Source organism: Pseudomonas sp. S3_E10 (assembly GCF_054667615.1).
Genome location: NZ_CP162743.1, coordinates 1,297,787 through 1,317,733, shown reverse-complemented (window position 1 = coordinate 1,317,733; position 19,947 = coordinate 1,297,787). Strand labels below are relative to the sequence as shown.

Sequence of the window (19,947 nt, the reverse complement as noted above, 5' to 3'; positions counted from 1 at the left end):
GGGCGAGCACGTGGCCCCCTCTTTTGCTGAAGAGGGGGCCGCGGGTATTACAACAATTCGAACGTCTGCTGCTGCACGTCCTGGGAGTCCAACCCGATCTGCACATTGAACTCACCCGGTTCCGCCGCGTACTTGAGCTGGGTGTTATAGAACTTCAAGTCTTCTTCGGTAATGGTGAAGTGCAGGGTGCGCTCTTCGCCGGCCTTGAGCATGATTTTCTGGAAGTTCTTCAGCTCTTTGATCGGGCGGATCATCGAGCCGGCCACGTCTTGGATATACAGCTGCACCACGGTCTCGCCGTCGACCTTGCCGGTGTTTTGCACGGTGACGCTGGCGTCGAGCTTGCCGGTCTTGTTCAGGGTGGTGGACGACAGCGCCATGTCCGACAGGCTGAAGGTGGTGTAGCTCAGGCCGTAGCCGAATGGAAACAGCGGCCCGGTGGTGTCATCGAAATACTGCGAGGTGTAGTTGCCCGGCTTGCCTGGGGTGAACGGCCGGCCGATGGTCAGGTGGTTGTAGTAGGTCGGAATCTGCCCCACGGAGCGTGGGAAGGTGATCGGCAGCTTGCCCGACGGGTTGTAGTCACCGAACAGCACATCGGCGATGGCGTTGCCGCCTTCGGTGCCGGCGAACCAGGTTTCCAGGATGGCGTCGGCCTGTTGGTTCTCTTCGAGGATCGACAATGGACGACCATTCATCAGCACCAATACCAGCGGTTTGCCGGTGGCCTTGAGGGCTTTGATCAGGTCGCGCTGACTTTGCGGGATGTTCAGGTCGGTGCGGCTCGACGACTCGTGGGACATGCCACGGGACTCGCCAACGGCGGCGACCACTACGTCGGCCTCCTTGGCGGCCTTGACCGCTTCGTCGATCATTACCTGCGGCGCGCGCTTGTCATCCACCACTTCCGGGGCATCGAAGTTGAGGAAATTGAGGTAGTCGACCACCGCCTTGTCGTTGGTGATGTTGGCGCCACGGGCGTAGATGATTTTGCCTTTCTCGCCGATCACCGCGTTCAGGCCGTCAAGCAGGGTCACCGATTGTTCGGGTTTGCCAGCAGCCGCCCAACTGCCCATCATGTCGATCGGCGCCTTGGCCAGCGGGCCGACCAGGGCGATGGTCGCGGATTTTTTCAGGGGCAGGGTGTGGTTGTGGTTTTTCAGCAGCACCAGGCTGCGGCGCGCGATATCACGCGCATCGGCGCGGTGCAGGCGGCTTTCGGCGTAGGTGTCGGCCGGGTCGTCCTCGGCCTTGCCGATACGCAGGTACGGGTCCTTGAACAGGCCCATGTCATATTTGGCGCCGAGCACTTCACGCACGGCGTTGTCGATGTCGCTCTGCTCGATCTCGCCGGACTTGAGCAACCCTGGCAGCTCCTTGCCGTACAGCGAGTCGTTCATGCTCATGTCGATGCCGGCCTTGATCGCCAGCTTGGCGGCTTCACGCCCGTCCTTGGCCACGCCGTGTTTGATCAGCTCGAAGATCGCGCCATGGTCGCTCACGGCCAGGCCCTTGAAGCCCCAGTCCTTGCGCAGCAGGTCGTTCATCAGCCAGGTGTTGGCGGTGGCGGGCACGCCGTTGATCGAGTTGAGCGCCACCATCACGCCGCCGGCACCGGCCTTGATTGCCGCGTGGTAGGGCGGCAGGTAGTCCTGGTACATCTTGACCGGGCTCATGTCGACCACGTTGTAGTCGCGCCCGCCTTCCACCGCGCCATACAGGGCGAAGTGCTTGACGCTGGCCATGATGCTGTCGGCGTTCGCGGGGCTGGCGCCCTGGAAGGCGCGCACCATCACTTGGGCAATGCGCGAGACCAGGTAGGTGTCTTCACCGAAACCTTCGGACGTGCGCCCCCAGCGTGGGTCGCGGGAGATGTCGACCATCGGCGCGAAGGTGATGTCGAGGCTGTCGGCGGCGGCTTCCTGGGCGGCGATGCGCCCGGAGCGGCCGATGGCGTCCATGTCCCAGCTGGACGCCAGGGCCAGGCTGATCGGGAAAATGGTGCGGTGGCCGTGGATCACGTCATAGGCGAAGAACATCGGGATCTTCAGGCGGCTGCGCATGGCCGCGTCCTGCATCGGACGGTTTTCCGGGCGGGTGATGGAGTTGAACGTGCCACCGATGCGGCCGGCGGCGATTTCCTTGCGGATCAGCTCACGGGGCATTTCGGGGCCGATGCTGATCAGGCGCAATTGGCCGATCTTTTCATCCAGGGTCATCTGCTTGAGCAGGTCGCTGACGAAGGCGTCCTTGTCTTTAAGCGCAGCAGGCTTTGTTTCTGCCCATACGGGGTGACTGGCCAGAGTGGCAACAAGGCCGAGCAAACACAGCTTTTTCATGAATATCCTTTTTCGGCTCACTGCACAGCACCATGGGCGCCGTCGGCCAAAATGTGGGGAGCGTCTATTGTTGTTCGGGTGTTGTTCAGATAAATGCAGCACACTCTGAACTCTTTTTCGCGCTGGGCATCTTTGTAGCTGATTGGCTCGATGCATTCCAGTGGTGGCGGATTATGCCCCAAGCGCGTGGTTTATAGGGTTAGTCGTCAAATTCCATCAAAGATTGGGCAGGAGATACACCATGCAAGCAGCACACGGTTACCGCTGGGGCTTCAAGGCCGCGGCTTTGCTATTGATCAGCACCGTGCTGAGCGGTTGCGGCATCAATAACATCCCCACGCTGGATGAGCAGGCCAAAGCCGCCTGGGGCCAGGTGCAGAACCAGTACCAGCGCCGCGCCGACCTGATCCCCAACCTGGTGGAAGTGGTCAAGGGCTACGCCGCCCACGAGCAGGACACCCTCACTGCCGTGATCGAGGCGCGGGCCAAGGCCACCTCGATCCAAGTGGACGCCAGCACCCTCGACAACCCGGAAAAACTCAAGCAGTTCCAGCAAGCCCAGGACGGTTTGAGCGGCGCCCTCAGCCGCTTGATGGTGGTGTCCGAGCGTTACCCGGACCTTAAGGCCAACCAGAACTTCCTGGCCCTGCAATCGCAACTTGAAGGCACCGAAAACCGCATTGCCGTGGCCCGTCGTGATTTCATCCAGGCTGTGCAGGCCTACAACACCGAGATCCGCACCTTCCCCGGTCGCCTGTGGCACAGCGTGATGTACAGCGACTTGCCGATCCGCGCCACGTTTGAAGCCACCAGCGCCGATGCCGATAAAGCACCGCAAGTGAAGTTCAAATAAGGCTGCACTGAGGTGTCGATGCGTTTATTACGGATAGGCCTGGCGCTGTGGCTGTTGGCCTGCGTGGGCGCGGCCCAGGCGGCGTTGACCTTCCCGGCGTTGACCGGGCGGGTGGTGGATAACGCCCAGATGCTCGACCCGGCGACGCGCCAGCAGCTAACCCAACAGTTGCAGGCGCTGGAGCAAACCTCCGGTGACCAGATCGTGGTGGTTACCGTGCCCGACCTGCAGGGCGTGCCCATTGAAGACTACGGTTATCAATTGGGGCGTGCGTGGGGCATTGGCCAGAAGGGCAAGGACAACGGCGCACTGTTGATCGTCGCCCGCGATGAGCGCAAATTGCGCATCGAAGTGGGTTACGGCCTGGAAGGCGTGCTCACCGACGCGCAGTCCTGGGTGATCGTCAACCAGGTCATTGTTCCCAAATTCAAGGCCGGCAACTTCAGCCAGGGCATCAGCGACGGCGTGGCCGCGATGATCCAGGTGGTGGGCGGCGAGCCGCTGGCGGTGCCCGCCCATGTGGCGGATGCCAATTTCGCCAAGGATAATCCCGGGTTTTCCATTGGCCTGTTCGTGCTGCTGATCGGCGTGTTGTGGTTGTGCAACCGCATGGGCCTGCCGGTGGGGGCGATCTTGCTGGCGCTGCTCAGCAGCGGGCGCGGCGGCGGGGGAGGCGGTGGTGGCGGTGGTTTCCGTGGCGGTGGTGGCGGTTTTGGCGGCGGCGGCGCTTCAGGTGGCTGGTGATGACAATAACGAGAAAAGAGCATGTACAACCATGGCATTACTGACTGAACACGAGCAACGCCAAGTCGCCGAAGCCATCGCCCGGGTCGAGCAACAGACCGACGCCGAACTGGTGACGGTACTGGCCGCGCGTGCCGATGATTACGCCTACATCCCGTTGTTGTGGGCCAGCTTGATCGCGTTGGTGGTGCCAGGTGTGGTGCATTACCTGTCGGGCTACCTGACCATGTACACCTTGTTGCTGGCGCAATGGGCGACGTTCATTGTGCTGTGCCTGGTGTTTCGCCTGCCCAAGGTCACCACGCGGCTTATCCCCCGGTCGGTGCGCCACTGGCGTGCTTCGAACCTGGCACGTCGCCAATTCCTCGAACAGAACTTGCACCACACCCTGGGCAGTACCGGCGTGCTGATTTTTGTCAGCGAGGCCGAGCGGTATGTGGAGATCCTAGTGGATGAGGGCATTTCCAAGCGCCTGGATAACAGCAGTTGGGATGCCATCGTCAAGGCGTTTACCCAGCAGGTGAAACAGGGGCAGACGCTGGCCGGGTTTATCGCTTGCATTGAAGCCTGTGGCGAGTTGCTCAAGGTGCATGTGCCGGTGACGCAGGCTCGCAATGAGTTGCCCAATCGCCTGGTGGTACTCGAATAGCCCAGCCACCACTGAGCAAAAGTGTGGGAGGGGGCTTGCTCCCTCCCACATTGGATCTACAGTGGCTCAGGAATTTACCACTGATCAAATAACCCCGTGCCCTTAACCCCCATCCCCCCTAAAATGCCTGGTATTCCCTGCCCGAGGCGTTTTTGTTCATGTCTGTCACCGCTCAACCGGATCATCACGCCCAGTTCATCGAACTGCTGAGCACAAACCTGGCGCAGAACGCCTTTATCAAACTGGTACTGGCCAAGTACGTGGGTGACGAAGCCGAACTGCAACGGCTGATCATCAAGCCTGTGACGGTCAAGGAGCAGGCATGCCTGTCCTTCGTTTACCGCTACAAAACTCGCGACATCACCAAGAACTTGCCCTTGGCCGACGGGGTGGCAGCGATTGCCGAACTGCTGCCGGCAGCGTTCAAGAACGCGCATTTGCTGGCGCTGACCGATGAAGCGCAGTTGGAATACAGCAAGAAGAACAAAAGTTCGCTGTTCAAAAGCAAGCCGCAGCAACTGCGTGAGGCGCCCTCGGCCGAACATAACCGCGAGAAGCATCGCTTTCTCGACCTGAGCCGCCCGTTCCTCGCCGACCTGGGCGTGACCGACGCCAAGCAGGCGTTGATCCCGTCGATGTCGCGCAAGTGGAAGCAGATCAACAAGTTCATCGAAGTGTTCAGCCATGCCCTGACCTCGTCACCGCTGAAGCTTGCGCAACCGGTGCGCGTCGCCGACTTCGGCTCGGGCAAGGGCTACCTTACGTTCGCGATCCACGACTACCTGCGCAATACCCTCAAGGCCGAAGGCGAAGTCACCGGCGTGGAACTGCGCGAAGACATGGTAACCCTGTGCAACGCCGCCGCCGCCCGCCTGGAACACCCGGGGCTGGTGTTCAAGTGTGGTGACGTGCGCAGCGTGGCGCCCAGCGAGTTGGACGTGATGATCGCCCTGCATGCCTGCGACATTGCCACCGACTACGCGATCCACACCGGTATCCGTTCCGGCGCGTCGATCATCATGTGCTCGCCGTGCTGCCACAAACAGATCCGCCTGCAGATCCAGAGCCCGGTGTTGCTCAAGCCGATGCTGCAATACGGCCTGCACCTGGGCCAGCAGGCGGAAATGGTCACCGACAGCTTGCGTGCGTTGTTCCTTGAAGCCTGTGGTTACGAGACCAAGGTGTTCGAGTTCATCTCTTTGGAACACACCAACAAGAACAAGATGATCCTGGCGGTCAAGCGCGCCGAGCCGGTGGACAACGCGCAGTTGCTGGAGAAGATTCAAGAGCTCAAGGCGTTCTACCACATCAGCGAACACTGCCTGGAAACCCTGCTGCGCGCGGATGGGTTGCTGGGCTGAACACAGCACCTCACCGTTAGACGGTGTGTACCTTGGGGATGGGCGCAGGCTGCACCGCTGTCTTGCGCCCCAACATCACCGTCACGATCACCCCACACGCAAACACCCACGTAATCGGTTCGATATGTTCCCCGAAGAACAATGCCGAAAACGCGATGGTGAAGAAGATTTGCAGCAACTGAATCTGGCTGACCCGCGCAATGCCGCCCATGGCCAACCCGGCGTACCAGGCAAAGAACCCCAGGAACTGCGAGAACAGCGACACATAGCCAAACGCCCACCAGGTGCGCATGGAAATCACACCTTGATGCTGCGCCGCCAGGTACCACACCGGGCCGATCAGTACCGGTGTCGACAGCACCAGTGCCCAGCAGATTACCTGCCAGCCGCCCATTTCCTTGGCCAGGCGGCCGCCTTCGGCATAGCCCAGGCCGCCTACCGCAATGGCGCCGAGCATCAACAGATCGCCCGCCTGGATACTGCCGGCCCCGGTGATCAACGCGTAACCGAGCACCAACCCGCTGCCCAACGCCGCGCAAGCCCAGAAGGCTTTGGATGGCCGCTCATGGGACAACCACGCCGCGTACAGCGCCACGCAGAGCGGTTGCAGGCCATTGACCAGCGCACCATGGGACGCCGGCAAGGTTTGCATGGCCCAGGCCGACAGCACCGGGAAGCCCAGAATCACCCCGGCGATCACCAGGCACAGCCCGCGCACCTGGCGCCAGCCAGGCCAGCGCTCGCGGCGCCACAGCAGCAGCGCCGCCGCCGGCACTGCCGCAAACAGCGCACGGCCGAGGCCGTTGAGCAGCGGGTGGATCTCCTGCACCACGATACGAGTGAAGGGCAGGGTCAGGCTGAAGATGATGACGCCCAACAGGCCGAGGGCCATGCCGGTGTTTTCGCGCGAGTTCATGGGGTAACCGAAATCCAGAGGGCTTCAAGGGAAGCCCATCTAGCCACAACCCCCGCCGAACGCGGGCCTACAGCTGGGCGCGGATTTATCCGTACAGTTTTAGAAGAAGCGGGTGACGCTGATCTTGGCGTTGCGGCCTTCGCTGTAGACACCTTCGCCGCTGAGCGCAGGTTGGTAGCTGCGGTTGAACAGGTTGTCTACGGTGAAGTTGAATTCGGTGCCTTTGAGGCCTGCCTGTTGCGGTTTCCAGTTGGCGAACAGGCCCTGGGTGTCGTAGCTGGCGTTTTCGGTTTGGTCATAGATAAAGTCGCCGATGGTTGAGTTCAAGCCGCCAGAGTAGATGTCGGTGGGTACGCGATCGGTCTTGCGTACGAACTGGCCCTGCCAGCCCACTTGCGCGTTCCAGCTCGGAATCTTGGTGCCCAATACCACGACCCATTTGGCCGGGGGGATATCCCGTGCCCATACGTGACGGTCGGTAGCCCAGGGGTTGGTGTAGGGGTTATCGCGTTTACCTGTAGCCCAGGAGTAAGTCAGGGAGCCGAACAGGTACGTCGAGTCGTAGTAGCCCTCCAGTTCGACACCCTTGATAGTCATGCCGCCGACGTTGCGATAGTTGGTTCTGGACGCCGTGTCGGTACACACCGTATCGATATTGCCCGGCACCGTCATTTGCCGTTCGCAGCCAATGCCGGTGGCCTTCATGATTTCGTCTTCGATACGGTTGTGGAACAGGGTGGTGCGCAGTTGCAGGTTGTCATCGCGGGTAAAGACACCGGAAAAATGGGTGACGTTGCCCGCTGTGATGGCCGTAATACGCTCCGGTTCGAGGTTGAGGCTGGTGGCGCTGCGAGTGCTGTTGGCACCTTGGACCTCGTATTGTTCATCAATGACCGGCGCACGCCACGTGCGGTTCCAGCTGGCGAAGAACGCCACATCCGGGGTCACGTTCCAGAACGCGGCCAGGCGCGGCGACCATCCTGTATAGGTGCGGTCGCTGTAGTCATGGCCGACACGCGGGTCCGGGTTGCTGTAGTACGGCGCATCATTGGCTTCGCCGCGGTTGCGCACATGGTCGTAACGCAGGGACGGGGTGATTGTTACGTCGCCGAGTGTTACGGCGTCCTGCACATAGAAAGCGTTGGTATCGGCCTTGCCGTGAGGCATGAAGTAGGGCTGGAAATGCCCATAGTTGTATCTAGCGGTGTTGTAGGTCGCCCCCGGCATCCAACTTTCGGTTTCGCGGCTGTGCTTGCGGATCTGCACGCCGGTGGTGACCGCGTGTTCCAGCGGGCCGGTGGTCAGCAGGCTTATATTGCGTACCTCAAGTATTCGATCGGTGTAAGACGTTTCCATCTTGCGTCCACCGGTACTCAGGCCTATGACGGCGTTCTCGGCGCGCTCGTCAGTCTGGTCGGTCTGAGAGAATGAGTAGCTGAGTTTTAGGTCGATCAACGGATTGTTCAGCGGCTGGTATTGGTATTTGCCCGACCAGGTGGTGTCGACGGTTTCTCGGTCGGCCAGAAGACGTTTCAGCGCGCCTTCGTAGCCATACCGGTTGATGGTCGTTTGCGTGGGTGGTGACGGGTAGCTTTTAGCCGAAAACGGCGCCATGCGTTCGCTTTTGGCGCTGGAGTAGGACAGTCCCATGCTGTGTTCGTCGGTGAAGTGAGCATTGAACTTCAATAGCTCGCCTTCTACATCCTGCGCACTGTTGGGTAGGCGCTTGGGGTTTATAGGGTATTCATTGCGCGGGTCCGGCGGCGTGCCTGCCAGCTTCATGTCTGCGCCGTCGCGCTTGGTCAGGTAGATCAGGCCGTCCATGCGCCCGTCATCGGTGCGACCATACAGCGCGCCGCTGTACACCTGCTCGTGGGTATTGCTGGAGTAGCCGTACTTGGTCATTGCTCCGGCATTGCGCCCGTCCTGGAGCAGGTCCGGTGCATCTTTTGTGGTCATGTTGACCGTGCCGCCGAAACCGCCGTTGCCGTTGAATGGCGAGTAGGGGCCTTTCTCTACCTCAATGCTTTTGATCAGCTCCGGCTCGATAAAAACCGTGCCTTGTTGATAGCGTTCGAAGCCGCTTTTGGTCGCGCCATCCACGGTCATGGGCACATCTTCGGCGTCGCCCATGCCTCGAATGTTGATGGTCTGGCCGCCTGGCTTGGGTGAGCCGCCCATGAATATCCCAGGTAGGGTCTGCAGCAGCGATGGAATGTTGTCGGGCTGGTATCGATCGATATCCGCCTGGCTCAAGGTGGAACGCCCTACGGTGCTGGAGTCGACTTCATTGCCGGTGCCGATCACGCTCAGGGCGTCCAGCTGGATCGCGCCGCTGTTGGTGGTCTTGGCCTCTTCGGGCCTTACCACGTAGGTGCTGCCGACCTTGATCAAGGTGAATTCGCCGTTTTTCAGCAGGGTGCGGATCGCCACTTCCGGCGTGAAGTCACCGCTGAGGGCCGGCGCCTTTACGTTCTTGAGCAACTCTTCATCGAACAGCAGCTGGATTTTTGCCTGCTGCGCCACTTGGCTCAAGGATGTTGCCAATGGCTGCGCAGGCAGCTGCAGCGTGAGCGAGTCGGCTTGGGCGCTGAGGCTTAAGGCCAGGCAGGTGGCGATGAGGGTCGGTCGAAGAAACAGGTGCGAAGCATGGCAAGGCGCGCGAAACATGAAATCCCCCGGTGCGGCCAAATGGCCAGAAAGGTGCGCGTATCAAACGCAGACCGGAGGAAGACGGAGCAGGCAAAAAAAACCACACCTGCGAATGAAAAATATTCTCATGTGTGGCTTTCAGCGAGTTATTTGCTCGATTCAATCCGTACGATGCCATCGGCCGAGACCACGGTTTTCACCGGCAGCAGGGCCGGTAATGCGTTGAGCAGGGCGTCTGGATCGTTCACATCAAGATTGCCCGAGACCTTCAGGTGCGCCACGGCGTTGCTGACCTGCATCGGTGCCTGGGGGCGGTACAGGCTCAGTTCATCGATCAGGCCGGCCAGCTCACGGTTGCGAAACGACAAGTGGCCACCGCGCCAGTCGGCGACCTCTTCGCCGGTGAGGGTTTGTTGTTGCACGGTGCCCTGGGCGTAGCTGTAGTTGGCGCGTTGCCGGGCGCCAAGCAGGGTGGCCGGGCTTTTTGCGTCCGGCTCGAAGGCGACCTCTCCATGGGCGACGCTGACCACCAGCTGTTGCGGGCTGCGCCGCACGTCAAACCCGGTGCCCACTACCCGCACGCTGGCCTCGCCGGCTTGCACGAACAGCGGCCGTTCCTTGTCGGCGGCCACTTCGATGTACAGCTGGCCTTTGTCCAGATGCACGATGCGTTGGTGCGCGGTGAAATCCACGCGCAGGCGCGTATTGGCATTCACATACAAGGTACTGCCATCCGGCAGGGGCAAGGTGCGCATGCCCTTGGCATGCGCCGCGACCTGGGTGTGGTAAAGCGTGCGGGGCGCGCCTATCTGGGTGGCCAGTACGGCGCACAGCAACCCGGCGGCCACGGCCAGGGCAGGGCGCCACACGGAGGTTTTGCGCGTCGGCAGCGCCACGGGTTTGTTCAGTTGCTGCAATTGGGCCAGGTCGGCCCACAGTTGTTCGAACTCGGCATAGGCGCGCGCGTGCGCGGGTGTTGCCAGCCAGGCGGCAAAGGCCTTGCGGTCGGCACGGTCGGCGTCGTTGCGATGGCGGGCAAACCAACTGGCGGCCTGGGCATCGATGGCGTCGCTGTCTTCGATGTCGAGGGCGTCGGTGTCGCTCAGGCGGTTCATTCTGGCTGCTCCGTGCCGGGTTCGGTGTGAAGGCGTCGCTTGCAATGCAGCAGGGCAAAGGCGATGTGCTTTTCCACCATGCTGGTCGAAATGCCCATGCGCTCGGCGATCTGCGCCTGGCTCAGGCCTTCGAAGCGGTGCAGCATAAGGGCTTCTCGCCTGCGGGGCGAGAGTTCGGCGAGGACTTCTTTCAACTGTTCCAGGCGTTGCAGGCGCAGCGCCGCGGCCATGGGTTCGTTTTGCTCGTCGGTGACAGGTTCCGCGTCTATGTCATCGTGACCCGCATGGACGGTGTGCCGTACCTTCTGTTTGCGCCAGTGATCACGCAGCAGGTTGCGCGCCATCTGGAACAGAAACGCCCGTGGCTGCTCGACGTTGGCCCGGTCGCGGTAGTTGAGCCATTGCGCAAAGACATCCTGGGTCATGTCGGCCGCGTCGTTGACGTTGTCGGTGCGTTTGCACAGGAAATACAGAATGTCCGTATAAAACCCGCGAAAGGCATCGGCCGACAACGGGTCGGGCTTGGGACGAGACATGGATATCCTTCTTGACGAAGCACGGCTTGGAAAGGTCGCGAATGATATCGAGAATTATTGCTATTTGTCTCTATTTAAAAGGTGGGAAGGGGCCCCCTCCCACACTCGATCGCCGCTTCAGCGCAGCAATGTTCTCAGCTGTTCCATTGCCGCTTCGCCCAATGGAAACACCGGCAAGCGCGGATCGCCCACCTCCAGCCCGGTCAAGCGCAAGCCCGCCTTGATCGTCGCCGGCAACCCACCTTTGAGGATGAAGTCCAGCAACGGTAACTGGCGATAAAACAAATCCCGCGCCTTGGTCAGGTCGTTGGCCAATACGGCGTCATACAACGCGAGGTTCAGCTGTGGGATCAGGTTAGGCGCCGCCGTGCACCAGCCTTTGGCGCCCGCCGCGAAGGCTTCCAGCGCCAGCGGGTTGCAGCCGTTGTAGAACGGCACGTCGCTGTGGCGATGCAACTGATGCATGCGTTGAATATCCCCGGTGCTTTCCTTGACCATCGTGACGTTACTCACCTGCTTGATGATGCGCAGGATCAAATCCACCGACATGTCCGTGCCGCTGGTGGCCGGGTTGTTGTACAGCATGATCGGCACGCCGATGCTGTCGCCGATCGCCGCGTAGTGGGCGAGGATTTCCGCCTCGCTGAGTTTCCAGTACGAGGTCGGCAGCACCATCACCACATCGGCGCCGTTGGCCTCGGCGTACCGGGCACGGCGCACGGCTTTGGTGGTGGTCAGGTCGGACACGCTGACGATAGTCGGTACGCGCCGGGCGATCTTTGCCAGGCTGTAGGCGCTGACTTCATCCCACTCGGCATCGCTCAAATACGCGCCTTCGCCGGTGCTGCCCAAGGGGGCGATGGCATGCACGCCGCTGTCGATCAAACGGTCGATGGAGCGCCCGAGGGCATCCAGGTCGATGCGCTGGCCGTCGGCGCTGAACGCAGTGATGGTGTAGCCGATGATGCCGTGAATAGTTGGGCTGGACATGGAAAGTCTCCGGTCGAAAAAGGGCAGGTCAGTTCAGGCAATCGGCGTGTTGGCGCAGGTTCTGCCGGGCGTAGTAATTGAACGCGGCGCCATCACGCTTGGGCCGGGAGATCCAGTCGTGGGCTTCGCGCCCAAGCGCCGGCAGGATTGGCTTGATGGTGCCCGCCGCCATTGCCAGCAACTGCAACTTGGCCGCGCGCTCGATCAACTGCGCGATCACGCAGGCTTGCTCGATGCTCGCGCCGGTGGACAATTGGCCATGGTGCGAGAGCAGAATCGCGCGTTTATCGCCCAGGGCCGCGGTGATGATTTCGCCTTCTTCATTGCCCACCGGCACCCCTGGCCAGGTTTCCAGGAAGGCGCAGTCTTCGTACAGTGGGCACAGATCCATATGCGACACCTGCAACGGTACTTCCAGCATCGACAATGCCGCGATATGCGTCGGGTGCGTGTGAATAATGCAATTCACATCCGGGCGGCCACGGTACACCCAACTGTGAAAACGGTTCGCCGGGTTGGGGATGCCATGACCTTCCAGCACTTCGAGGTCTTCGTTCACCAGCAACAGGTTGCTGGCGGTGATCTCGTCAAAACCCAGGCCCAGTGGTTGAGTGTAATAGGTGCCCGGTTGCGGCCCGCGCGCGGTGATCTGTCCGGCCAGACCGGAGTCGTGGCCGTTCTCGAACAGGATGCGGCAAGTGAGCGCCAGCTTTTGCCGGTCGGTCCACGTATTATCCGCCAGGGTGTTTTGCATCTGGACCAGCGCTTGCTTGACCAGTTGGTCTTTGGGGAGTGCTAATGTCTTGGCCATATCGGTGTCCTTTGGGTGGTTCAATGGACGTCGGATTTGCTGTTTCCCGCTGCTCGCAAGGTCGTTGGGTGAAGGCAAATGACACTAATGATGCTATATGACACTTTGTGTCATTGGCAAGCGCAGCCTATCGTTTCTTGCATGGATTAACTGCAGCACATGTCTATCCGTTTGAAATTATTGAGAAAAAAACTTGGCGTAACCTTGGAGACCCTGGCCGAAAAATCCGGGATGACCAAGAGCTACTTGTCCAAGGTCGAGCGCGGGCTCAATACGCCGTCCATCGCCGCCGCGTTGAAACTGGCCAAGGCGTTGAACGTGAACGTCGAAGAACTGTTCAGCGAAGACCGTGTCAGCCTCGACAGCTACAGCCTGGTACGCAGCCACGAGCGGCCCGACACCTCACCGGGTTACGCGGTACTTGCCCATCAGGTCAGCGAACGCAGCCTGTTGCCGTTCATCATCTACCCGCCGGCGCAATTCAGCGACAAGACCTTCAAGGAGCACCTCGGGGAAGAGTTTTTGTTTGTGCATGAAGGTTCGGTCGAGGTGGATTTCATGAATGAGCGAGTGATTCTGGAGCGCGGTGACGCGCTGCATTTCAACGCGCAAAAGCCCCACCGGATTCGCTCGGTGGGGGAGGTGCAGGCGCAGTTGCTGGTGGTGGTGCACAGCGCCGAGGAATGATAGCGATGGGGCTTGAAATCAGCGTTCGACCGGCACCGACAACGCCGGATTACCCAATGCATGGGTGCGCGCCGCAAAAAACTTCAGCTGCACGCCGGTGCCGTCAAACAACTCCGAGTAGCGCCGCTTCTGCTGGCGGATAAACCCCTCGCTGCGCCCCGATACCGAGATCGCCAGGGTCGTCAGCCGGGCCTGGCGAATCGCATCCACCAAGTGTTTGTCCTGCGGCCCCAACTCATGGCCGAAAACGCACAGCGCGCCCTCGTGGTTCAACAATTGCTCATAGCAGAACGACAGGTAATCGGAGCTGCGGATGGTTTTGAGCTTCTCTTGCACCTGGCCTTCGCTGACGAACAGCGGCACGTCGTCGAGGGTCTTGATCGTATGGTTGATGGCAAAGCTGCTGAGCAAGGTGCTGTCGGTGGAAGGCAATTTGCGCGCGGTGCCGTCGAGGTTGCGCACCAGGTGCAGGCCGCCGTGCAGGTACAGAATGCGCGTGGCCTCGCAGTGGGTGTGGCGCAGGTCGAAGCTGGCGTCGGCGCTGCCGAATAGATCGTCGATGCCGGGGGCATGCAGGGTCGCCCAGTAATTGAGCAGGTCGTAATTGCTGGTGAACACCGTTGAGTAGTGCTTCAACTCGGCGTTGATCGTCGCCAGCGTCGATGGCTGCACCAGACGCCACGGGATGTGCACGCTGTGGATGGTATTGATCAAGGCTTCCTTGATTGCGTAGTAGCGATTGCGCGGTGCGGCCGAACTGACCGCCAGGGCCTTGTTGACCCGGCTGGTGGTTTTCAGCGCCCCCAGGGCCTGCTCGAAGCTACGGGTTTGCAGGGCGTCGAACACGCTGAGTTCGGATTGGCTCAGGGGTTTTTCTTCCACGGTGCGTGCGTTTTCAAACAGCGAGTCGTAGGCGAAGTCTTCCCAAATCGTGCGGCTTGCGCCGTTGCCGATCAAAATCCCGCTGAAGTGGATGGCGCTGCGCAGTGCGCTCCAGTCTTCAAGGTGGGCGTCAATAGCTTGGAAGTCCTTCATTGCGGCGGGTCTACTCAAATCGGCTGGGTGGTGACTTTATCACGAGCCGGCGTTGATCCTGATCAAGATGCCGCTGGCGCGCGAGGTCGATGCTGTAGGCATAAACGTTATCCGAGGATTCGCCATGAGCAGCACCTTTTTCATTCCCGCCGTCAACATCATGGGCACCGACTGCCTCGACGAAGCCATGAACGCGATTCGCAACTACGGCTTTCGCAAGGCGCTGATTGTCACTGACGCCGGCCTGGCCAAGGCGGGCGTGGCGAGCATGATCGCCGAGAAACTGGCGATGCAGGACATCGATTCGGTGATTTACGACGGCGCCAAGCCCAACCCCAATGTGGAAAACGTCGAGAAAGGCCTGGCGCTGCTGCAGCAAAGTGCCTGTGATTTCGTGGTGTCTTTGGGCGGCGGTTCGCCCCATGACTGTGCCAAGGGCATCGCCCTGTGCGCGACCAACGGCGGGCACATTGGTGACTATGAAGGTGTCGACCAATCAGCCAAGCCGCAACTGCCCTTGGTGGCCATCAACACCACCGCCGGCACCGCCAGTGAGATGACCCGTTTCTGCATCATCACTGACGAAACCCGTCACGTGAAAATGGCCATTGTTGACCGCAACGTCACGCCGCTGCTGTCAGTCAACGACCCCTCGTTGATGGTCGGCATGCCCAAGGGCCTCACCGCCGCCACCGGTATGGACGCCTTGACCCATGCCATCGAAGCCTACGTGTCCACCGCCGCCACGCCGATCACCGATGCGTGCGCCATCAAGGCGATAGAGTTGATCAGCGCCAATCTGCGCCTGGCCGTACGCGACGGCAGTGACAAGGCCGCCCGGGAAAACATGGCGTACGCGCAGTTCCTCGCCGGCATGGCCTTCAACAACGCATCCCTGGGGTTCGTGCACGCCATGGCGCACCAACTGGGTGGTTTCTACGACTTGCCCCACGGCGTGTGCAATGCGGTGCTGCTGCCCCATGTGCAGAGCTTCAACGCCAGCGTCTGCGCCAGACGCCTGAGCGACGTGGGCCGCGCATTGGGCGCTGACACCAGGGGCATCAGCCATGAAGAGGGCGCCCAAGCGGCCATCGCCGCCATTCGCAGCCTGGCCCAGGATGTTGAAATTCCCGCCGGCCTGCGCGAACTGGGGGCCAAATTGCAGGATATTCCGCTGCTGGCCGGCAATGCCCTCAAGGATGCGTGTGGGCTCACCAACCCACGACGCGCGGATCAGCGGCAGATCGAGGAGATCTTTCGCAGCGCGTTTTGAATAGGGGCAGCGGCACGCTGCACGCGTTAAGCTACAAGTCGAATGCGTTTAACTTGAGCTTGCGGCGTGCCGCTGAGGTCCCCTTATGAGAGTTCTGTTATTCGGCGCCACCGGCATGGTTGGCCAGGGCGTCCTGCGTGAATGCCTGTTGGCCGCCGACGTGCAGGAGGTCGTCGCCGTCGGCCGCACGCCGTTGCCTCAGGAGCACGGCAAGCTGCACCAGGTATTGCACAGCGACATGCTCGATTTCCATCCCCTGGAAAACCTGCTGCAAGGCTTTGATGCGTGCTTCTTTTGTCTCGGCGTTTCGTCGGCAGGCATGAATGAAACCCGCTACACCCACCTCACCTATGACCTCACGCTGGTTGCCGCCAGCACCTTGGCGCGGCTCAATCCTCAGATGACGTTTATCTATGTGTCCGGCGCCGGTACCGACCGTTCCGAAGCGGGCAAGTCGATGTGGGCGCGGGTCAAGGGCAAGACCGAAAATGCGTTGCTGCGCTTGCCGTTCAAGGCCGTGTACCTGTTCCGGCCGGGGCTGATCCAGCCGCTGCACGGCGTGCGCTCGAAGACGCCGCTGTATCAAGGTTTTTATGCCGTCCTGGGCCCGTTGCTGTCGCTGGTGCGCCGTGTCAGGCCGGGCTGGGTGGTGAGTACCGAGACGGTCGGCCGGGCGATGTTGCAGGCGGTGCGTCAGGGCGCGCCGCAACCGGTGGTGGAGCAGGCCGATCTCCATCGCTTGGCCGGCGAGCGTCACTGATGTTGCACAAAAGCCTGGTGCGCCGCCTCGACCTGATCACCTTGCAGTTGTTTGTCTCGGTGTTCGAGGAGGGTACGCTGACCCGCGCCGCCGCCCGCGAAGCCATAGCGGTATCGGCCGCCAGCAAGCGCCTGATGGATCTGGAGCATGTGTTGGGCGTGAGCCTGTTCGTGCGCCGCGCCAAGGGCATGGACCTGACGGCCGCCGGCGAAACCCTGTTGCACCACGCACGGCAGATGCTGTTCAACGTCGAAAAAATGGGCATGGAGCTGGGCGAGCACAGCCACGGTGTGCGCGGTTATGTGCGGATGCTGGCCAATCTCTCGGCGATCATTCAGTTCCTTCCGGAAGATTTGCGGGATTTTTCCGAGCTGCATCCCGAAGTGAAGACCGACCTGGAAGAACGCCCGAGTACCGGCGTTGTGCAAGGCGTGCTGGATGGCGTGGCGGACCTGGGCATCTGTTCCTGCGATACCGATACCAAGGGCCTGCTCAGCGTGACCTATCGCCACGACAAACTGATGGTACTGATGCCCGCTCATCATCCGCTGGCCGCGCGCGACAGTTTGGCTTTCGCCGAGACGTTGGGCAGTGACTACGTGGGGCTGCATGTTGCCAGTTCCATCAATATGCGCACCCATGCCGCCGCGCGCGAGGCCGGCAAGATGTTGCGCCTGCGCATTCATGTGCCGGGCTTTGATGCAATGTGCCGCATGGTCCAGGCGAATATGGGCATCGGTATCCTGCCGCAGAAGGCCTACGAACTGTTTGGACGTGCGCTGGGCCTGCACGCGGTGCCGCTGACCGACGCCTGGTCGGACCGCCGATTGATCCTCGTGGCGCGTGACGAGGCGCAGTTGTCGCCGGTGAGCCGTTTGTTGTTCGATTATCTGAGCCTCTCGATGCCTGCCCTTGAGCTGCCTGTGAGTTCTGTCCTACAGACTATTCGCTGAGCGTTCGCGTTTTGCGAACGAACCTTGCCGACTGACGGTTGGATTTCTCTAATGCCGGTCCTCTAGCCTTGGTTCACATTCCAAGAATAAGAGGTACACCTCATGACGACTCCCCTGAGCGGCATCAAGGTGATCGAGATCGGCACCCTGATCGCCGCACCGTTTGCCGCACGGTTGATGGCCGAGTTTGGCGCCGAAGTGATCAAGATCGAATCCCTGGGCCAGGGCGATCCGCTTCGCAAATGGCGAAAGCTGCATGAAGGCACGTCGTTGTGGTGGTACCTGCAATCGCGCAACAAGAAGTCGTTGGCCCTGAACCTCAAGTCCAGCGAAGGCCTGGGGCTTATCAAGCAACTGCTCGGCGACGCCGACGTCCTCATCGAAAACCTGCGCCCCGGCGGCCTGGAAAAACTCGGCCTGGGCTGGGACGTATTGCACGCTCTAAACCCCAAGCTGACGCTGGTGCGCATTTCTGGCTACGGCCAGACCGGTCCCTATCGCGACCGCCCGGGGTTTGGTGCTATCGGAGAGGCCATGGGCGGCATTCGCTACACCACCGGCAACCCGGATTCGCCGCCGGCGCGGGTGGGGGTGAGCCTGGGTGACTCCCTTGCGTCCCTGCACGGTGTGATCGGTGCCTTGATGTCCTTGCTGCGGGTCAAGACCGGCCAGGGTGATGGGCAGGTGGTCGATGTGTCCCTGGCCGAAAGTGTGTTCAACGTGATGGAAAGCCTGGTGCCCGAATACGACATGCTCGGCCATGTGCGTGAACGCAGCGGCGGCGCGTTGCCCGGCATTGCACCGTCCAATACCTACCTGACCGCCGATGGCGCCTACGTGGTGATTGCCGGCAACAGCGACCCGATCTACAAGCGCCTGATGACCGCCATCGGCCGCTCCGACCTGGCCGAAGCCGCTGAGTTTGCCCACAACGATGGCCGCGCGGCCAAAAGCGCCGTGCTGGATGCCGCCATCACCCACTGGACCAGCAGCCTGCCCATCGAACAAGTGCTCAGCGCGCTGGAAGCCGCTGAAGTACCGGCCGGGCGCATTTACTCGGTGGCGGACATCGTCAGCGATCCGCACTACCAGGCGCGCGACATGTTGCTCAACGCCCAGTTGCCCGGCGGCGTGTCGGTGAAGATGCCCGGCATCGTGCCCAAGCTCTCCGAGACACCGGGCGCCGTGAACTGGCAAGGCCCGGCGCTGGGCCAGCACACCGACGACATCCTCAGTGGGCTGGGCCTCGCCGACGCCGATATCCAACGCTTAAAAAATACGGGGGTGGTGCAATGATCCAGGATTATTCCGAGCCATTGATCGTGCAGGAAGTCTCGCCGCGCGATGGCCTGCAAATCGAACCGACCTGGGTCGAGACGGCCGATAAGATCGCGCTGATCGACCAACTCTCTCTCGCCGGGTTTTCACGGATCGAGGCGGGCTCGTTCGTCTCGCCCAAGGCCATCCCGGCGCTGCGTGACGGCGAGCAAGTGTTCCACGGCATCGAACGCAAAGCGGGTGTGATCTATGTCGCGTTGATCCCCAACCTCAAGGGCGCCCAGCGCGCCATCGAGTCCCGCGCCGATGAACTGAACCTGGTGATGTCCGCCAGCCAGACCCACAACCTGGCCAATATGCGCATGCGCTGCGAAGCATCGTTGGCGGCGTTTGCCGAGGTGGTGAGGTTTGCCGCCGACCATCCGGTGCGCCTCAACGGCAGCATCGCCACCACCTTCGGCTGCCCGTTCGAAGGCAAGGTCGACGAAGACCGCGTGCTGCAGATCGTGCAGGCCTATCGCGAGCTGGGCATCCAGGGCATCACCCTGGCTGACACCACCGGCATGGCCAACCCGCGTCAGGTGCAGCGTTTGGTGAAACGCGTGCTGCAACACGTGCCGGTCAGCGACCTGACCCTGCATTTCCACAACACCCGTGGCCTGGGTTTGTGCAATGTGCTGGCCGCCTACGAGGCCGGCGCACGGCGTTTTGACGCGGCGCTCGGCGGCCTTGGCGGCTGCCCGTTTGCGCCGGGGGCGTCGGGCAATATCTGTACCGAAGACCTGGTCAACCTATGTGAGGAAGTGGGGATTCACACCGGTATCGACCTGCCGCATCTGCTGACCCTGTCGCGCCGTTTGCCGGCGCTATTGGGCCATGAGTTACCCGGCCAGGTGGTCAAGGCCGGGCGCAACAGTGACCTGCATTCACCTGCGGCTTACATCGCCACGTTGTAACGCCATACCAGACAACAAAAACAATCGGACGCCCATGAG

18 protein-coding genes are annotated in these 19,947 nt (G+C 61.2%); 10 read left to right on the top strand and 8 right to left on the bottom strand.

Annotated features, from left to right (window positions below; genetic code table 11):
- Positions 1-47 precede the first annotated feature (47 nt).
- Positions 48-2,339, bottom strand: a complete 2,292-nt coding sequence (bglX, locus tag AB4N98_RS05855; RefSeq protein ID WP_065877123.1) for a beta-glucosidase BglX — start codon at positions 2,337-2,339, stop codon at positions 48-50.
- Positions 2,340-2,580: 241 nt separating this feature from the next.
- On the opposite strand from bglX, the gene AB4N98_RS05850 reads away from it, so the two are divergent.
- The 4 genes from AB4N98_RS05850 (at position 2,581) to AB4N98_RS05835 (ending at position 5,946) form a co-directional block, all read left to right on the top strand.
- Positions 2,581-3,192, top strand: a complete 612-nt coding sequence (locus AB4N98_RS05850) for a LemA family protein (protein ID WP_017529636.1) — start codon at positions 2,581-2,583, stop codon at positions 3,190-3,192.
- An 18-nt stretch (positions 3,193-3,210) separates the two neighbouring features.
- Positions 3,211-3,936, top strand: coding sequence for a TPM domain-containing protein (locus AB4N98_RS05845; RefSeq protein ID WP_026067408.1), 726 nt, complete (start codon positions 3,211-3,213; stop codon positions 3,934-3,936).
- Between the two features lie 31 nt (positions 3,937-3,967).
- The gene (locus AB4N98_RS05840; protein ID WP_017529634.1) at positions 3,968-4,585 is read left to right on the top strand and encodes a TPM domain-containing protein; all 618 of its coding nucleotides are present in this window, start codon (positions 3,968-3,970) and stop codon (positions 4,583-4,585) included.
- A gap of 158 nt (positions 4,586-4,743) precedes the next feature.
- Positions 4,744-5,946 (top strand): class I SAM-dependent methyltransferase, encoded by a 1,203-nt coding sequence (locus tag AB4N98_RS05835; protein WP_017529633.1) that lies wholly within the window; start codon positions 4,744-4,746, stop codon positions 5,944-5,946.
- Positions 5,947-5,962: 16 nt separating this feature from the next.
- Here AB4N98_RS05835 and AB4N98_RS05830 read toward each other — a convergent pair whose 3' ends face one another.
- The 6 genes from AB4N98_RS05830 to AB4N98_RS05805 form a co-directional block, all read right to left on the bottom strand.
- The gene (locus AB4N98_RS05830; protein ID WP_116078292.1) at positions 5,963-6,862 is read right to left on the bottom strand and encodes a DMT family transporter; all 900 of its coding nucleotides are present in this window, start codon (positions 6,860-6,862) and stop codon (positions 5,963-5,965) included.
- 99 nt (positions 6,863-6,961) lie between these two features.
- Positions 6,962-9,532, bottom strand: a complete 2,571-nt coding sequence (locus AB4N98_RS05825) for a TonB-dependent receptor (RefSeq protein WP_460149306.1) — start codon at positions 9,530-9,532, stop codon at positions 6,962-6,964.
- Between the two features lie 128 nt (positions 9,533-9,660).
- Positions 9,661-10,629, bottom strand: coding sequence for a FecR family protein (locus tag AB4N98_RS05820; protein ID WP_017529631.1), 969 nt, complete (start codon positions 10,627-10,629; stop codon positions 9,661-9,663).
- Complete coding sequence (locus AB4N98_RS05815) at positions 10,626-11,165, bottom strand: RNA polymerase sigma factor (RefSeq protein WP_460149305.1); 540 nt, start codon at positions 11,163-11,165, stop codon at positions 10,626-10,628. Before AB4N98_RS05815 ends, AB4N98_RS05820 begins: the two co-directional genes overlap by 4 nt.
- Positions 11,166-11,282: 117 nt before the next feature.
- Positions 11,283-12,155 carry a dihydrodipicolinate synthase family protein gene (locus AB4N98_RS05810; RefSeq protein ID WP_017529629.1) on the bottom strand — a complete coding sequence of 291 codons (873 nt, stop codon included), beginning with the start codon at positions 12,153-12,155 and terminating at the stop codon, positions 11,283-11,285.
- Between the two features lie 28 nt (positions 12,156-12,183).
- Positions 12,184-12,966, bottom strand: coding sequence for an aldolase (locus AB4N98_RS05805; RefSeq protein ID WP_017529628.1), 783 nt, complete (start codon positions 12,964-12,966; stop codon positions 12,184-12,186).
- 159 nt (positions 12,967-13,125) lie between these two features.
- Between AB4N98_RS05805 and AB4N98_RS05800 the strand changes: the two genes are divergently transcribed.
- Positions 13,126-13,653: a helix-turn-helix domain-containing protein gene (locus AB4N98_RS05800; protein ID WP_116078288.1), complete on the top strand. Its 528-nt coding sequence runs from the start codon at positions 13,126-13,128 to the stop codon at positions 13,651-13,653.
- 18 nt (positions 13,654-13,671) lie between these two features.
- Here the strand turns inward: AB4N98_RS05800 and AB4N98_RS05795 are convergent, their stop codons facing one another.
- The gene (locus AB4N98_RS05795) at positions 13,672-14,688 is read right to left on the bottom strand and encodes a DUF4917 family protein (RefSeq protein ID WP_017529626.1); all 1,017 of its coding nucleotides are present in this window, start codon (positions 14,686-14,688) and stop codon (positions 13,672-13,674) included.
- A 124-nt stretch (positions 14,689-14,812) separates the two neighbouring features.
- Between AB4N98_RS05795 and yiaY the strand changes: the two genes are divergently transcribed.
- The 5 genes from yiaY (at position 14,813) to AB4N98_RS05770 (ending at position 19,908) form a co-directional block, all read left to right on the top strand.
- Positions 14,813-15,961 carry an L-threonine dehydrogenase gene (yiaY, locus tag AB4N98_RS05790; protein ID WP_026067406.1) on the top strand — a complete coding sequence of 383 codons (1,149 nt, stop codon included), beginning with the start codon at positions 14,813-14,815 and terminating at the stop codon, positions 15,959-15,961.
- An 85-nt stretch (positions 15,962-16,046) separates the two neighbouring features.
- The gene (locus tag AB4N98_RS05785) at positions 16,047-16,721 is read left to right on the top strand and encodes an NAD(P)H-binding protein (protein WP_017529624.1); all 675 of its coding nucleotides are present in this window, start codon (positions 16,047-16,049) and stop codon (positions 16,719-16,721) included.
- Complete coding sequence (locus AB4N98_RS05780) at positions 16,721-17,674, top strand: LysR family transcriptional regulator (protein ID WP_065877116.1); 954 nt, start codon at positions 16,721-16,723, stop codon at positions 17,672-17,674. Before AB4N98_RS05785 ends, AB4N98_RS05780 begins: the two co-directional genes overlap by 1 nt.
- Positions 17,675-17,776: 102 nt before the next feature.
- On the top strand, positions 17,777-18,970 hold the full coding sequence (locus AB4N98_RS05775; protein ID WP_065877115.1) for a CaiB/BaiF CoA transferase family protein: 1,194 nt from the start codon (positions 17,777-17,779) through the stop codon (positions 18,968-18,970).
- Positions 18,967-19,908, top strand: coding sequence for a hydroxymethylglutaryl-CoA lyase (locus tag AB4N98_RS05770; RefSeq protein WP_116078284.1), 942 nt, complete (start codon positions 18,967-18,969; stop codon positions 19,906-19,908). The genes AB4N98_RS05775 and AB4N98_RS05770 overlap by 4 nt, the downstream gene beginning before the upstream one ends.
- Positions 19,909-19,947: the final 39 nt, after the last annotated feature.